We start from the raw sequence: 13,426 nt of genomic DNA, 5'->3' as shown, positions 1-13,426 counted from the left end.
GTCTTAACCTCTTTGCTCTTCGCTGCCGGCAACGCTCTCGGCCAGGATGGCCAGGACCAGTTGCTGGAAATCCAGACCGGCAGCACGGGCCGCCATCGGCACCAGGCTGTGATCGGTCATGCCCGGTGCGGTGTTGACTTCGAGAAACCAGAACTGCCCGTCGGCGTCCTGCATGACGTCTGCCCTGCCCCAACCGGCGATACCCAGCGCTTCACAGGCTTTCGCCGTGAGGTCCATGAGTTCCTTTTCCTTGGCGCTGTCCAGACCGCACGGAATCCGGTACTGGGTATCGTTGGCGATGTACTTGGCGTCGTAGTCGTAGAAGCTGTGCGTCGTGCCCAGGGCAATCGGTGGCAACACCTGGTCACGCAGGGTGGCGATGGTGAACTCCGGACCGTGAATCCATTGCTCGACCAACACTTGCGAATCGTAGGTACTGGCCGCTTTCCAGGCGTCGATCAATTCGGACGCGGAACTCACTTTGGCCATACCGATACTCGAACCTTCATGCGCCGGTTTGACGATCAAAGGGAAGCCCAGTTCCGTCGCCGCCGAAATACAATCGGCCTCGCTGCTCAGCACCGCGTGACGTGGCGTCGGGATGCCCAGGCTGTGCCAGACCTGCTTGGTGCGCAGTTTGTCCATGGCCAGCGCCGACGCGAGGATGCCGCTGCCGGTGTACGGGATGCCCAGGCATTCGAGCAGGCCCTGCATGCTGCCGTCTTCACCGCCACGACCGTGGAGGATGATGAAGGCGCGGTCGATCTTTTCATTGAGCAAACGTTGCAGCAGGTCATCGCCCACGTCGAGGCCGAACGCGTCCACGCCAGCGCTTTGCAGCGCGTCGAGAACGGCATTGCCCGACTTCAGCGACACTTCGCGCTCGGCACTCTTGCCGCCGAACAGCACGGCAACGCGGCCGAAGTCTTTCGGCGCGATGGTGGAGAACAGGTTGGCGTAGGCAGCCGTCATTTCAGCTTCCCCTTCTCTGGTGCAGCAACGGCACCGGGGAACAACTCGCTTTTCAACAGTTTTGGTGCAAGGCCACCGATATCACCAGCGCCCTGGCACAGCAGGATGTCGCCGGCGCGCAGCAGCGGCTTGACCACTGGCGCGAGGTCGACCCCACGCTCGATGTAGATCGGGTCAAGCTGGCCACGCTGACGGATGCTGTTGCACAGCTTGCGGCTGTCGGCACCCGGGATCGGCTCTTCGCCAGCCGGGTAGACCTCCATCAGCAGCAGCACGTTGGCGTCGGCCAGTACATTGACGAAGTCGTCGTACAGGTCACGGGTACGGCTATAGCGGTGCGGCTGGTAGACCATCACCAGGCGGCGCTCCGGCCAGCCACCACGCACGGCCTTGATCACAGCCGCGACTTCGGTCGGGTGGTGACCATAGTCATCGACCAGCATCACGCTGCCGCCGTCCACCGGCAGTTCGCCGTAGACCTGGAAGCGTCGACCCACGCCCTGGAACCCGGACAGGCCCTGGACGATGGCTTCATCGCTGACGCCTTCGTCGGTGGCGATGCAAATGGTCGCCAGCGAGTTCAATACGTTGTGGTTGCCCGGCATGTTCACGGACACGTCCAGTGGCTCGCGGTCAGGGCGCAGCACGGTGAAGAACGTCTGCATGCCCTGCTGGCGCACATTGATGGCGCGCACGTCGCAGTCTTCGCCGAAGCCGTAGGTCACGGTCGGACGCTTGACCAATGGCAGGATTTCACGCACCACCGGATCGTCCAGGCAGACCACGGCCAACCCGTAGAACGGCAGGTTGTGCAGGAACTCGACGAAGGTCTTCTTCAGCTTGTTGAAGTCACCGTCGTAGGTCGCCATGTGATCGGCGTCGATGTTGGTGACCACGGCAACCAGCGGTTGCAGGTGCAGGAAGCTGGCGTCGCTTTCGTCGGCTTCGGCGATCAGGTAGCGGCTGGTGCCGAGTTGGGCATTGGTGCCCGCGGCGTTCAGTCGGCCACCGATCACGAATGTCGGGTCCAGGCCACCGGCGGCGAACACCGAAGCGATCAGGCTGGTGGTGGTGGTTTTGCCATGGGTACCGGCGACGGCGATGCCGTGGCGATAGCGCATCAGCTCAGCCAGCATTTCGGCACGCGGCACCACCGGGATGCGACGTTCCAGCGCAGTCGCGACTTCCGGGTTGGAGGTGTTCACGGCGCTCGACACCACCAGCACGTCGGCGGCGGCGGCGTTCTCGGCACGGTGGCCGATGAAGATCTGCGCGCCAAAGGACTCCAGGCGTTCGGTGACCGGCGAAGCCTTCAGGTCAGAACCGGACACGGCATAACCCAGGTTCAGCAACACTTCGGCGATCCCGCACATGCCCACGCCGCCGATACCGACGAAATGGATGTGACGGATACGGCGCATTTCCGGTTGCGGCATGGCTTTCTGACTCTCAACCATGGGCCACCTCCAGGCAGCTATCGACCACGTTACGGGTGGCATCGGGTTTGGCCAGGCGGCGGGCAGCGCTGGCCATTTCGTTGAGTCGTTGTGGTTGCATCAGGACCTCTGTCAGGCGAGCGGCAAGGTCCGCTGCACCAGTCGTTCTTTGCGGCATCAGGAAGGCTGCGCCTTCACGGGCCAAATATTCGGCGTTGCGGGTCTGGTGATCGTCGATGGCATGGGGCAAAGGCACCAGCATCGAGGGCAGACCGGCGGCGGCCAGTTCACTGATGGTGAGTGCGCCTGCGCGACACACCACCAGGTCGGCCCAGCTGTAGGCTTGGGCCATGTCTTTGATGAAGGGCTGCACCTGCGCCTCGACGCCAGCCGCGCGATAGCGCTCTGCAGTCACTTCATCGTGGTTTTTGCCGGCCTGATGGAACACTTCCGGACGCCAGTCGGCAGCGACTTGCGACAGGGCTTCAGGCAGCAACTTGTTCAACGGCTCTGCGCCCAGGCTTCCACCCAGGATCAGCAAACGCGCCTTGCGACCGGCAAGCGCTGGTCGCGATGTTTCGAGGAACAACTCGGTGCGCACCGGATTACCGGTGGTCCGGCGGCTGTCCGACAGGGTAAAGGTGTCGGGGAACGCTTCACAGACTCGGGCGGCAAACGGCACCAGCAACCGATTGGCGGTACCGGCCACGGCGTTCTGCTCGTGAACGATCACCGGCACCCCGGCCAGTTTGGCCGCGACACCGCCAGGGCCGGTCACATAACCACCAAAGCCCACGACGCAGACTGGTTGCAGACGGCGAATGATCGCCCGCGCCTGCCAGACCGACTTGAGCAACATGAACGGCGCCTTGAGCAGGGACAATTTGCCCTTGCCACGCAGGCCGCTGGCGTTGATCCGGTGCAGCTCGATACCGGCTGCCGGCACCAGATCGTTCTCGATGCCACGCGGGGTGCCGAGCCAGTGCACGGTGTAGCCACGCGCCTGGAATTCGCGAGCACAGGCCAGTGCCGGGAACACGTGCCCACCGGTGCCGCCGGCCATGATCATTACGTTAGCGCCCATGGTGCGTCTCCTCGGCGAAGTCGCTCTCATGGAACTCCATCTCTTCGCTGCCCAGGTGGGTTCGACTCTCCCACTCGATGCGCAGCAACAAGCCGAGACAGGCACAGCAAATCACCAACGAACTACCGCCGTAACTGAGGAACGGAAGGGTCAGGCCCTTGGTCGGCAGCAAGCCAACGTTCACGCCGATGTTGATCAGGAACTGGCCGATCCACAGGAACGACAGGCCGTAGGCCACGTAGGCCGCAAAGAACTGCTTGGCCTTCTCGGCCCACAAGCCGATGTACATGCCACGGATACACACGAAGACGAACAGCGCCACGGTGCACAACGAACCTACCGCCCCCAGCTCTTCGGCCAACACGGAGAACACGAAGTCGGTATGGGCTTCGGGCAGGTAGAACTGTTTCTGCACGCTGTTACCCAGGCCGACGCCCAGCCATTCACCGCGACCGAAGGCGATCAATGCCTGGGACAACTGATAGCCGGCACCGAACTGGTCGGCCCACGGGTCGGCAAAGTTGGTCAGGCGCGCCATTCGATACGGCTGCATCTGAATCAACAACACCACGGCGCCAACGGCCAGTACCACCATCAAGGAAAAACGGAACAGCCCGACCCCGCCAAGGAACAGCATCGCCGCCGCAGCCCCCATCATCACGACGGTGGCGCCGAAGTCCGGCTCCATCAGCAGCAGGCCTGCCATCGGCAACAGCACGATGAACGGCTTGAAGAAGCCCATCCAGCTTTCGCGCACTTCTTTCTGGCGACGCACCAGATAGCCGGCGAGGTAGATCACCACGAACACCTTGGCGATCTCGGAAGGCTGGACGTTGAAGAAACTGAAACCGATCCAGCGCATCGAGCCGTTCACCTCACGGCCGATCCCCGGGACGATCACCATCACCAGCAAGCCGAACGCGCCCAGCAACATCAACCAGCCCAGGCGCTGCCAGGTGGCAATCGGGATCATCATGGTGACGACGCAGGCACCCAGGCCCAACACCACGTAGATAAGGTGACGAATCATGTAATACAGGGCGCTGCCCGACTGCACGGCCGCCACTTCGGTGGATGCCGAGGCAATCATGATCAGCCCCAGCCCGAGCAATGCCAGGCAGCCGGCGAGCATCGGGAAATCGAGGTCGATACCGCGCCCGGTGATGATCGGCGAAGGGTATGGCTTGATGATGCCTTTGAGGCTCATGCCAGATCCTCCACGGCTTTGACGAACTGGTGACCACGGTCTTCGTAGTTCTTGAACATGTCGAAACTGGCGCAGGCAGGCGACAGCAGCACCACGTCGCCTGGCTGGGCGGCGGCGCGGCATTGCGCGACGGCTTCGACCAGCGAACCGGCGCGGATCAGCGGCACCGCGTCGCCGATGGCCTCGCCGATCTTGTCGGAGTCACGGCCCATCAGGATCACGGCGCGGCAGTTGGCTGCCACCGGGTCGCGCAGGTCCTTGAACTCGGCGCCCTTGCCGTCGCCGCCGGCGATCAGCACCACCTTGCCGTCGATGTCCGCGCCCAGTCCTTCGATGGCCGCCAATGCGGCACCCACGTTAGTGGCCTTGGAATCGTTGTAGTAGCCCACGCCGTCCAGGTCTCGGACCCATTGGCAGCGATGCTCCAGGCCGGCAAACGTGCGCAGGCTCGACAGCATGGCATCGAACGGCAGGCCGACCGCATGGCCGAGGGCCAGGGCCGCCAGGGCGTTGGACTGGTTATGGGCGCCGCGAATCTTCAAGTCGCGCACCGGCATCAGGTTCTGGAATTCGAAGGCCAGGTATTTCTCACCGTTTTCTTCACGGATACCAAACGCCTTGAAATCGGGTTTGCTCAGGCCGAAAGTCCAGCACGGCTGGCCCTCGCCCATCAGTGGACGGCTCAGGGCGTCCTGGCGATTGACCACGAACTGCCGCGCACCACGGAAGATCCGGTGCTTGGCCAGGTGATAGGCCGGCAGACCGCTGTAGCGGTCCATGTGGTCTTCGCTGACGTTGAGCACGGTCGCCACTTCGGCGTTGAGCTGATCGGTGGTTTCCAGCTGGAAACTCGACAGCTCCATCACGTACAGCTCAACGTCGTCGCGCAGCAGGTCCAGCGCCGGCGTGCCGAGGTTGCCGCCGACGGCAACGCGCTTGCCCGCCGCTGCCGCCATTTCGCCGACCAGGGTGGTGACGGTGCTTTTCGCGTTGGAACCGCTGATGGCCACGATCGGCGCCTTCGCGTTACGCGCGAACAGCTCGATGTCGCCGGACAATTTCACGCCACGGGCAGCCGCCGCCTGCAGGGCCGGGGTCGCCAGCGCCAGGCCGGGGCTCACGTAGAGCTCGTCGGCACGGCACAGGAATTCGACGTCCAGCTCGCCACAACGCACTTCCACGTGCGGATAGTCACGCTTGAGCGTGGCCAGTTCCGGTGGATTTTCCCGCGTGTCGGCCACGGCAAACGCCACGCCCCGGTTCGCCAGGAAGCGAACCAGGGACATGCCGCTCTTGCCGAGGCCGACAACGATGCGGAAGTGGTCAGAAGCGATCAGAGACACGGGTTTCTACCTCAGCTTCAGGGTGGCAAGGCCGATCAGCACGAGAATCACGGTGATGATCCAGAAACGGACGATCACGCGCGGCTCGGGCCAGCCCTTGAGTTCAAAGTGGTGGTGAATCGGCGCCATGCGGAATACGCGGCGACCGGTCAGTTTGAAAGAGGCAACCTGAATGACCACGGACAGGGTTTCCATCACAAACACGCCGCCCATGATGAACAGGACGATTTCCTGGCGGACGATCACCGCGATGGTGCCCAGGGCCGCGCCCAGCGCCAATGCGCCGACGTCGCCCATGAAGACTTGTGCCGGATAGGTGTTGAACCAGAGGAAGCCCAGGCCTGCACCGATCAACGCGCCGCAGAATACGATCAGCTCGCCCGCGCCCGGTACATAAGGAATCAGCAGGTATTCGGCGAACTTCACGTTACCCGACAGGTAGCAGAAAATCCCCAGGCCGCCGCCGACCATCACCGTCGGCATGATCGCCAGGCCGTCGAGGCCGTCGGTCAGGTTGACCGCGTTGCTCGAACCGACGATTACGAAATAGGTCAGGACGATGAAGCCTGCGCCCAGCACAATGCTGTAATCCTTGAGCATCGGCAGGATCAGTGTGGTTTCCACCGGGGTGGTGGCCGTCATATAAAGGAAGATCGCCGCGCCCAGGCCGAACACCGACTGCCAGAAATACTTCCAGCGGCTCGGCAAGCCGCGAGAATTTTTCTCGATCACCTTGCGGTAGTCGTCGACCCAGCCGATGGCGCCGAACAGCAAGGTCACCAGCAGCACGACCCACACGTAACGGTTGGTCAGGTCAGCCCACAGCAGGGTGCTGACGCCAATGGACGACAGGATCAGCGCGCCGCCCATGGTCGGTGTGCCCGACTTGGACAGGTGCGACTGCGGGCCATCATTGCGAACGGATTGACCGATCTGACGGTTCTGCAACGTGCGGATCATCCATGGGCCGTAGCACAGCGACAAGACCAGCGCGGTCAGTACACCGAGAATCCCGCGCAGGGTCAGGTACTGGAAGACCGCGAAGCCTTTGTAGAACTGTTGCAGATACTCCGCTAGCAGCAGCAGCATTAATGTTTCTCCAGACTGGACCCGCACAAGGCGGCAACGACGTTTTCCATCGCTGCGCTGCGCGACCCCTTGATCAAAATGGTGGTGTTTGTGTCTTGCTCGGCGCCCAGGGCCTTGATCAGCTCTGCCTGGGTGCTGAAGTGCAAAGCCTGTGGACCGAATGCCTTCACGGCGTGAGCCATCATTGGCCCGACCGCATACAGCGCAGAAACCTTGCCACGGGCGTATTCGCCCACGTCGCGATGCCCCTGCTCCGCCCATTCACCCAACTCGCCGATATCCCCGAGCACCAGGACGGTGCGACCGGAAAAGCCGGCCAGTATATCAACGGCAGCGCACATCGAGGTGGGATTGGCGTTGTACGTATCATCGATCACGCGCATGCCATTGCTGGCCAGTTGCGCGACGGTGCGACCCTTGACCGGTTGCACCGCGCCCAGGCCGGTGGCGATACCGAACAGCGACACGCCCAGGGCATGGGCGGCAGCGGCGGCCGCCATGGCATTGGCGACGTTATGGGTGCCGAGCAGGTTCAGTTGAACGCGCTCCGCACCTTCTGGTGTGTGCAGGTTGAATGCCGGGCAGCCACGGGCGTCCGTGGCCAGGTCACTGGCGTAGAAATCGGCGCTGCTGTTACTCAGCGCGAAGGTCAGCACCTTGCGCTCGCCGGCACGGGTCTTCCAGATGCCGAACGCCTTGTCGTCGAGATTGAGAACGGCGACGCCATTGGCGTCCAGCCCTTCAATGATCTCGCCCTTGGCTTCGACGATCTTGTCCGGGCCGCCGAACTCGCCAACGTGGGCGGTGCCTGCGTTATTCAAAATGGCGACGTGGGGCTTGGTCATGCCGACGGTGTAGGCAATTTCACCGAGGCGCGAGGCCCCCAGTTCGATCACGGCCGCGCTGTGTTGCGGTGCCAGTTCGAGCAGGGTCAGCGGCACGCCGAGGTCGTTGTTCAGATTGCCACGGGTCGCCAGCACCGGACCACGGGTGCGCAGAATGCTGGCGAGCATTTCCTTGACCGTGGTCTTGCCGCTGGAACCGGTGACGGCAGCAACAGGCTGGGTGAACGCAGCACGGTTCAGCGCGCCCAATTGCCCCAGTGCCTGGCGAGTGTCCAGGACTTGCAATTGCGGCAGCGTGCTGTCGGCGACTTCACGCTCGACCAGCGCCGCGACGGCGCCTTTGGCAGCCACGTCATTCAGATAGTCGTGACCATCGAAGCGCGGGCCGGTCAGGGCAATAAACAGCTGGCCTGGCTTGATCGCACGGCTGTCGATGCTGACGCCGTCGAAGCTCGCATCGGTAGACACCAGGCGAGCATTCAGCGCGTTGGTCAGTTCGCTCAGGTTCAAGGCCTTAAGCATGGGCCACCTCCCACGCGGTCAAGGCATGGTCGGCCTCGACCAGATCGGAGAAAGCATGGCGCTCGCCGTTGATCTCCTGATAGTCCTCGTGACCTTTACCGGCCAGGACAATCACATCATCGGCCGACGCACCGGCAATCAATTGGGCAATGGCCTGGCCACGACCGGCGACGAACGTCACGTTTTCCACAGCGGTGAAACCGGCGCGGATGTCGTCGAAGATCAGCGATGGGTCTTCCGTACGCGGGTTGTCGTCGGTGACCAGCACGCCGTCGGCCAGGCGTTCGACCACTTCGGCCATCAGCGGACGCTTGCCGCGATCGCGGTCGCCGCCACAGCCGAACAGGCACAACAAGCGGCCCTTGGCATGTGGACGCAGGGCGGTCAGGACTTTTTCCAGGGCATCCGGGGTGTGGGCGTAATCGACCACCACCAGTGGCTGCGAGCCTCCACCCAGACGCTGCATGCGCCCGGCCGGCCCTTCAAGCTTGGGCAGTACCTTGAGAATTTCGTCCAGTGCGTAGTCCAGGCCCAGCAAGGCGCCAACCGCTGCGAGCACGTTGCTCAGGTTGAAACGACCGAGCAAGGTGCTGCGCAAATGGTGTTCGCCCTGCGGCGTGACCAACGTGGCGCGCACGCCTTCGTCGTCGAACTGCGCTTCGCGGCAATAGAGGTACGCGCTGCTGTCGAGCAGGCTGTAGGTGATCAGGCGCGACTCACGCTTGTCGGCAGCCAGTTGCCGGCCGAACTCGTCGTCGAGGTTGACCACGCGGCATTTCAAATCATTCCAGGCAAACAGCTTGGCCTTGGCTTCGCCGTAGGCCTGCATGGTGCCGTGGTAGTCCAGGTGATCGCGGGACAGATTGGTCATCACCGCCACATCAAAGGCCAGTGCGGTGACACGGCCCTGATCGAGACCATGGGACGAGACTTCCATGGCGACCGCTTTGGCACCGGCCTTTTTAAGGTCACCCAGGGTTGCCTGCATGGCAATCGGGTTCGGCGTGGTGTGCAGGCCGCTTTGCAGCGCGCCATGGAAACCGGAACCGAGGGTTCCGACGATGCCGCAGTGCTGGCCCAGCAGATCCAGCGCCTGGGCAACCAGTTGAGTGACACTGGTCTTGCCGTTGGTGCCGGTCACGCCGACCAGATTCAGATGATGGCTTGGCTCGCCATAGAAACGCCCGGCGATGTCCGACAACTGAGCGGCCAGCCCTTTGACCGGAATCAGCGGAACCTCAGTGATCGGCAGCACAGTGGCGCTTTCCACTTCATAGGCCACCGCCGCCGCGCCGCGTTGCAGGGCATCGGCGATATGCGCGCGCCCATCGAACTTCCCGCCTGGCACGGCGAGGAACAGATCGCCCGCGCGCACGTTGCGGCTGTCGAGGGCGAGTTCGCGAATCAACAGATCGTGGCCGGCGTGAGGGAAAATCTTGTTCAGGCTCAAAGACATCAGCCGCGCCCTCCATTGGCTTTCAGCGGAACGACCGGTGTTGCGTTCGCTTGTTGAGTAGGTGGCAGGTTGTCCGGCGTCACGTTCATCAGGCGCAGGGTGCCGGACATCACACGGCTGAACACCGGCGCGGATACCAGGCCACCGAAGTAACCGGCCTTGGATGGCTCATCGATCACCACGACAATGGCGTAACGCGGATCGCTCATCGGGCCGAAGCCGGCGAACAGCGAGCGGTAGGAGTTTTCGGCATAGCCCTTGGTGCCGACCGACGTCTTGCGCGCAGTACCGGACTTGCCCGCCACGTGATACGCCGGCACCTGCGCACGGAACACACCGCGCGGGGCTTCGATCACTTGCTGCAGCATGCCTTGCATGGTTTTCGCCACGGCCTCTGGCAACACCTGGGTGGTTTGCGGCGGCTTGTCGGTCTTGATCAGGGTCAGCGGCGCGAGGCGACCGTTGTTGGCCAGGGCCGAGAAGGCGTGGACCAGCTGGATCGCGGTCACGGAAATACCGTAGCCGTAGGACAGCGTGGCGGTTTCAGCCTTGCGCCATTCGCGGTAGTTCGGCAGGTTGCCGACACGCTCGCCCGGGAAGCCGAGACCGGTGTCCTGGCCGAGGCCGACTTTCTGCGCGAGACGGAAAATGGTTTCGCCGCCGATATCGAAGGCAACCTTGCTCATTCCGACGTTACTGGAGTTGATCAGGATGCCGGTCAGGTCGAGCACCGGGCCTTCGGTCTTCGATACGTCCTTGATGGTGTACTTGCCAATCTGCAAGGAGCCCGGGTACACCTCGACGGTGTCGCTCGGTTTCCAGCGGCCGGTCTCGATCGCGGCGCTCATCGAGATCGCCTTCATGGTCGAACCCGGTTCGAACACGTCGATCATCGCGCGGTTACGCATCATTGCCGGTTGCAGGTTGCGACGGTTGTTCGGGTTGTAGGTCGGCTGGTTGACCATGGCGAGAATCTCGCCGGTCTTCACATCCATGATCACCAGGCTGCCGGCCTTGGCGCCGTTCTCGATGATCGCGTTGCGCAGTTCACGGTTGGCCAGGTATTGCAGGCGCAGGTCAATGGACAACGCCAAGGGCTTGCCGGCCTTGGCGTTTTTGGTGACTTGTACGTCCTTGATCAGCCGGCCGCGCCGGTCCTTGATCACCTGACGCTTGCCGGCGACCCCGGCCAGCCATTCGTCATAGGCCAGTTCGATGCCTTCACGGCCGTGATCGTCGATATCGGTAAACCCGACCATATGGGCGGTGACTTCACCGGCCGGATAGAAACGCCGGAATTCTTCGATGCCGTAGACACCCGGCACCTTGAGATCGAGCACAGCCTGGCCCTGCTCAGGCGTAAGACCGCGCACCAGGTAGATGAATTCTTTGTTGGCCTGGGCTTCAAGGCGCTCGGTCAAGGCTTTCGGGTCTTGCCCCAGCGCAGCGGCCAGTGCTGGCCACTTATCTTTTTCCAGCTGCATTTCCTTGGCGTTGGCCCACAGCGTAGTCACCGGGGTACTAACAGCCAAAGGCTCGCCGTTACGGTCGGTAATCAGACCACGGTGAGCCGGAATCGGGATATGACGAACGCTGCGCGCATCGCCCTGACCTTTAAGGAAGTCACGGTCGACCACTTGCAGGTCGATGATCCGCCAGCAAATCGCAGCCACCATCACGCCGAGCAAGCCTAGCACCACTCGGAAACGCCAAGGGAACAGCGCACCTTCGAGTTTCATCATGGCGCCACCATCTTCACGTCAGCGGCACCGGGAATGTGCATTTTCAATTGTTCGGTGGCCAGCACTTCGATACGGCTGTGGGCGGTCCAGGTGCTCTGCTCCAGGATCAACCGGCCCCACTCGGCTTGTGCCTTGTCGCGCACGCTCAATTCGTTGTACAGCGAGTTGAGCAACTGGCGATTCCAGTGCGCGCTGTACGACACGCCGATGGCCGATACGAGCACGGCAACGAACAGCAGCAGCATGAAAAAGCTTCCGCCGGGCAATGGCTTGGCGAAAAGCTTGCTCACCGCAGCTTCTCCGCCACACGCATGACAGCGCTACGCGAACGTGGGTTGGCTTTGAGTTCGGCGTCGGAAGCCGTCTGCGCTTTGCCATGGACTTTGATTTTCGGTTCGAAGGCGACATGCCGAACCGGCAGGTTGCGCGGCAGGTTGTCGGCTTCGCCTTTTACCAGCTTGCGCATGAACAATTTGACGATGCGGTCTTCCAGCGAGTGGAAGCTGATCACCACGAGGCGACCGCCGATTTCCAGGCAATCCAGTGCGGCTTCGAGGCCGGTTTCCAGATCGCCGAGCTCGTTGTTGACGTGAATGCGCAGGCCCTGGAAAGCGCGGGTTGCCGGGTTCTTGCCCTTTTCCCACGCCGGGTTCGCGACTTTCAGGACTTCGGCCAGGTCACCGGTGCGTTCGAATGGCTTGACGTCGCGACGCTCGACCACGGCACGGGCCATGCGGCCGGAGAAACGTTCTTCGCCGTATTCCTTGAAGACACGGGCGATTTCTTCCACGGGCGCGGTGTTGACGAATTCGGCGGCGCTGATCCCGCGGGACGGATCCATGCGCATGTCCAGCGGACCATCATTGAGGAAGCTGAAACCGCGTTGCGGGTCGTCAAGCTGCGGCGAAGACACGCCCAGATCCAGTAAAATACCGCTGACCTTGCCGTGAAGGTCGCGTGCGGCCACTTCGGCACCCAGCTCGGCAAAGCTGCGCTGCACAACGACAAAGCGGCCGTCTTCGGCCGCTAGCGTCTGCCCGGTGGCAATCGCTTGTGGATCTTTGTCGAACCCGAGCAACCGACCATCCGGACCGAGCTGGCTGAGGATCAACCGGCTGTGCCCGCCGCGCCCGAACGTGCCGTCCAGATAGCAGCCATCAGGACGTACGGCGAGAGCCTCGACGGCTTCGTCAAGCAGTACGGTGATGTGGTTAAAGCCGCTATCAATAGTCACAGGATCAAATCACGCAGTTCGTCAGGCATCGCGCCCGGTTGATGAATAGCAGCCAGGTCCGCGGCAGAAACCGCGTTCCAGGCATCCTCGTCCCACAATTGGAACTTGTTCAGTTGGCCTACCAACATCGCGCGCTTATCCAACTTGGCATATTCGCGAAGACGTGGCGGAACCAGAAAACGACCACTGCCATCGAGCTCGAGGTCGACGGCATTACCAATCAACAAACGTTGCAGGCGGCGGTTCTCCTCGCGAAGCGAAGGCAGTGCACGCAGTTTGGTTTCAATAATTTCCCACTCATCGAGCGGGTAAACACACAAACAAGGATCAACGGCATCAATTGTTACGATCAATTGACCGGAACTGCGCGAATCGAGCTCGTCACGGTACCGGCTCGGCATGGCGAGACGGCCCTTTGCATCGAGACTGATAGCGTTGGCTCCGCGAAACACGTCAGCGTTTCTCCAAATTCTAGCGTTTTGAGTTCAAAAAACCC

At 62.3% G+C, this 13,426-nt stretch carries 12 protein-coding genes; all 12 read right to left on the bottom strand.

Translation table 11 applies throughout. The features are described 5' to 3' along the window. Window positions 1–3 precede the first annotated feature (3 nt). From J1D76_RS11545 to mraZ, 12 genes are read right to left on the bottom strand one after another with little or no spacing between them, the layout of a single operon-like run. Window positions 4–972 (bottom strand): D-alanine--D-alanine ligase, encoded by a 969-nt coding sequence (locus tag J1D76_RS11545; protein WP_421138442.1) that lies wholly within the window; start codon window positions 970–972, stop codon window positions 4–6. Further along, the gene (gene murC / locus J1D76_RS11540) at window positions 969–2,429 is read right to left on the bottom strand and encodes a UDP-N-acetylmuramate--L-alanine ligase (RefSeq protein ID WP_421138441.1); all 1,461 of its coding nucleotides are present in this window, start codon (window positions 2,427–2,429) and stop codon (window positions 969–971) included. The genes J1D76_RS11545 and murC overlap by 4 nt, the downstream gene beginning before the upstream one ends. Beyond that, entirely contained in the window at window positions 2,422–3,492 is a 1,071-nt protein-coding gene (murG, locus tag J1D76_RS11535) for an undecaprenyldiphospho-muramoylpentapeptide beta-N-acetylglucosaminyltransferase (RefSeq protein WP_421138440.1), read from the bottom strand. The genes murC and murG overlap by 8 nt, the downstream gene beginning before the upstream one ends. After that, window positions 3,482–4,699, bottom strand: coding sequence for a putative lipid II flippase FtsW (gene ftsW / locus J1D76_RS11530; RefSeq protein WP_421138439.1), 1,218 nt, complete (start codon window positions 4,697–4,699; stop codon window positions 3,482–3,484). Before ftsW ends, murG begins: the two co-directional genes overlap by 11 nt. After that, on the bottom strand, window positions 4,696–6,042 hold the full coding sequence (murD, locus tag J1D76_RS11525; RefSeq protein WP_421138438.1) for a UDP-N-acetylmuramoyl-L-alanine--D-glutamate ligase: 1,347 nt from the start codon (window positions 6,040–6,042) through the stop codon (window positions 4,696–4,698). The genes ftsW and murD overlap by 4 nt, the downstream gene beginning before the upstream one ends. Window positions 6,043–6,048: 6 nt before the next feature. Then, the gene (gene mraY / locus J1D76_RS11520; protein ID WP_421138437.1) at window positions 6,049–7,131 is read right to left on the bottom strand and encodes a phospho-N-acetylmuramoyl-pentapeptide-transferase; all 1,083 of its coding nucleotides are present in this window, start codon (window positions 7,129–7,131) and stop codon (window positions 6,049–6,051) included. Then, window positions 7,131–8,498: a UDP-N-acetylmuramoyl-tripeptide--D-alanyl-D-alanine ligase gene (locus J1D76_RS11515; RefSeq protein ID WP_421138436.1), complete on the bottom strand. Its 1,368-nt coding sequence runs from the start codon at window positions 8,496–8,498 to the stop codon at window positions 7,131–7,133. The genes mraY and J1D76_RS11515 overlap by 1 nt, the downstream gene beginning before the upstream one ends. Further along, on the bottom strand, window positions 8,491–9,954 hold the full coding sequence (locus J1D76_RS11510; protein ID WP_421138435.1) for a UDP-N-acetylmuramoyl-L-alanyl-D-glutamate--2,6-diaminopimelate ligase: 1,464 nt from the start codon (window positions 9,952–9,954) through the stop codon (window positions 8,491–8,493). The genes J1D76_RS11515 and J1D76_RS11510 overlap by 8 nt, the downstream gene beginning before the upstream one ends. Next, a complete protein-coding gene (locus J1D76_RS11505; RefSeq protein WP_421138511.1) occupies window positions 9,954–11,693 on the bottom strand; it encodes a peptidoglycan D,D-transpeptidase FtsI family protein in 1,740 nt (579 codons plus the stop codon). Before J1D76_RS11505 ends, J1D76_RS11510 begins: the two co-directional genes overlap by 1 nt. Continuing rightward, complete coding sequence (gene ftsL, locus J1D76_RS11500) at window positions 11,693–11,986, bottom strand: cell division protein FtsL (protein WP_262165692.1); 294 nt, start codon at window positions 11,984–11,986, stop codon at window positions 11,693–11,695. The genes J1D76_RS11505 and ftsL overlap by 1 nt, the downstream gene beginning before the upstream one ends. Beyond that, window positions 11,983–12,930, bottom strand: a complete 948-nt coding sequence (gene rsmH / locus J1D76_RS11495; protein WP_421138434.1) for a 16S rRNA (cytosine(1402)-N(4))-methyltransferase RsmH — start codon at window positions 12,928–12,930, stop codon at window positions 11,983–11,985. Before rsmH ends, ftsL begins: the two co-directional genes overlap by 4 nt. Then, a complete protein-coding gene (gene mraZ, locus J1D76_RS11490; RefSeq protein ID WP_122752291.1) occupies window positions 12,927–13,382 on the bottom strand; it encodes a division/cell wall cluster transcriptional repressor MraZ in 456 nt (151 codons plus the stop codon). Before mraZ ends, rsmH begins: the two co-directional genes overlap by 4 nt. Between the last annotated feature and the right edge of the window lie 44 nt (window positions 13,383–13,426).

This window comes from Pseudomonas sp. NFX15, assembly GCF_049132105.1.
In the GTDB taxonomy this organism is placed as follows: Bacteria; Pseudomonadota; Gammaproteobacteria; order Pseudomonadales; family Pseudomonadaceae; genus Aquipseudomonas.
Note: the sequence above shows the minus strand (reverse complement) of the source record. Positions and strands in the feature narration are given on the sequence as shown.